A 1,745-nucleotide genomic window follows, 5' to 3' on the forward strand; every position below is an offset into this window, starting at 1 on the left:
CATTCTTCAAGTATTGCGTCGTGGGGTACCGGTGCTCCCATCGTGCACATCTCTTTCTGCTCACGATCGGCCATGCTCTTTTGACGGATAAGGTGTGGCCGCTCCATCTTTGCGAGTGCGTGGTAGCAGAACTCTTCCAAGACTCTATGCCTGCGTAATCGTGATCCGGAGGGAGTCAACATTTGTCGCAGAGTTCCAAGACGCAATATCTGCATTTGAAGGGGAGAGATACGGGTGCTCCGCGGTGCTGGTACTTCACCATACCCCGAAGATCAAACTACCGAATTCCGGGTGCTGCCGACTCCCGTTAAGGCGTCACGGGAGACCTTATCGTTCGATGCCGGACGCTAACATGAGCGAAGTTACTGATTCTGGAATATCGCAGTTCGGGGGACTCAGGGCGACGGGGAACGACTGGCCGAAGGGCAGGAGTTAAAGCGCCGCAGGAGCAGGCAGGGTACGCCGGACGGGACGTCCGGGGTTTGAGAAGACCGAAGGTCTTCGAGTAAGGGCTTCTGGAAGGACGTACGGATACCCTCCTATGGGAGGGAGATTTTCCCGTCCCCACCCCCGGTGACGATAGCCACCACGGTCCACTGCATGGGAACATACTTCCGGAAGGACGAAACCCGGGCCGCGACATCTCGTGCTCGACTGTCACCTCTTTGGTGACGGCTGGGGAGTTGAGGGAACTCTGTATGGGTTCTAAAATTAGCGAACGACCGGGACCATGTGCACTTTCGTATTTTGCAATCTTGAATACAATTATATCATTTTCAAGCAACCCTGTATGGAGTTATCTGTATTTCAACCAAATCAAGAGACACATTAAGGAAGATTTATTTGGATAAAGAGATCCAATAGGAATTAGTGAAGAAGATGCCGCAGAGCCTCCATGAGGGAGTTATCACATTCGATGCAGACTTAAAATTGGAAATGTTGTCTTGCTTTGATAAAACCGTAGATGATAGTGGGTATATTGTTGAACGCGATGATCCAAGTCAGCGAGTTCTCACACCCGACGGAGAAAACGTCGCATTAGATGAATTTGCCGGGATAAGAAAAGGCTCTGAAATATTCATCAAAGCAGACTTGCCCTCATTAATCAAGCTCCTGGACACGCTTGAGTAACATGGCTTTCCTTGATAGCCTCAAAGAATTCGTGAGGGTTAATCTGAACATAAATATCCAAGTTGGGGTGAAAACTGTAAATATCACCGCTGATCCAGGAGCAGATGTAGTTAGTTTCGATGAAACCAATGGGGCACTTAAGATCAACTGGAAAAAACTGCCTGAGGATAAGATAGAAGAATTAAAGCCGGTGATCGCGGATGCGGTCAGAGAACATAACGCTTTGTTGATTGAGACCGGATCCAAAGAAATACTTGAAGAGATCAAAACCACAGAGAGTTCAAATGAAGAGCGGGAATTTCTGTCCTTCTTTAAGGGCAAAATCCCCGATGATGATTACACGGCCTTGCGCGCATCCTTATATGTGAAGAGACGATTTGAAGAGGGCGCACAAAAAGAGGAGATTAATAGATTAAAGTCGGACATTTTAAGAAGATACTCAAAGCGTGGGAGGAATATTTGCGACCTTTGTAGCGCAGGATACTTCAAAGGGTTGATAAAAATATATGGAAGTCATCCTAAAAGTTTCCAGCGGCTGACGATTCCTATAGTTCAGAGTATTCTGTCGCCTCCCCGCGAAAAATTGAGTGGTCTCTGGCGTCAAACCTCTGATA

Annotated in this window: 3 protein-coding genes; 2 read left to right on the forward strand and 1 reads right to left on the reverse strand. The window is 47.7% G+C overall.

Annotated elements, in window-relative coordinates:
• The coding region (locus tag BP737_RS13365) for a hypothetical protein (protein ID WP_342686262.1) at nt 1-182 on the reverse strand (182 nt) is incomplete at its 3' end.
• Nucleotides 183-870: 688 nt separating this feature from the next.
• Here BP737_RS13365 and BP737_RS13370 point away from each other — a divergent pair.
• Nucleotides 871-1,131 (forward strand): hypothetical protein, encoded by a 261-nt coding sequence (locus tag BP737_RS13370; RefSeq protein ID WP_292407224.1) that lies wholly within the window; start codon nt 871-873, stop codon nt 1,129-1,131.
• 1 nt (nt 1,132) lies between these two features.
• Nucleotides 1,133-1,745: hypothetical protein (locus BP737_RS13375; protein ID WP_342686263.1), on the forward strand; the 613-nt coding region annotated here is incomplete at its 3' end.

The organism is Methanoculleus sp. UBA291 (genome assembly GCF_002499755.1).
Lineage (GTDB): Archaea > Halobacteriota > Methanomicrobia > Methanomicrobiales > Methanoculleaceae > Methanoculleus > Methanoculleus palmolei.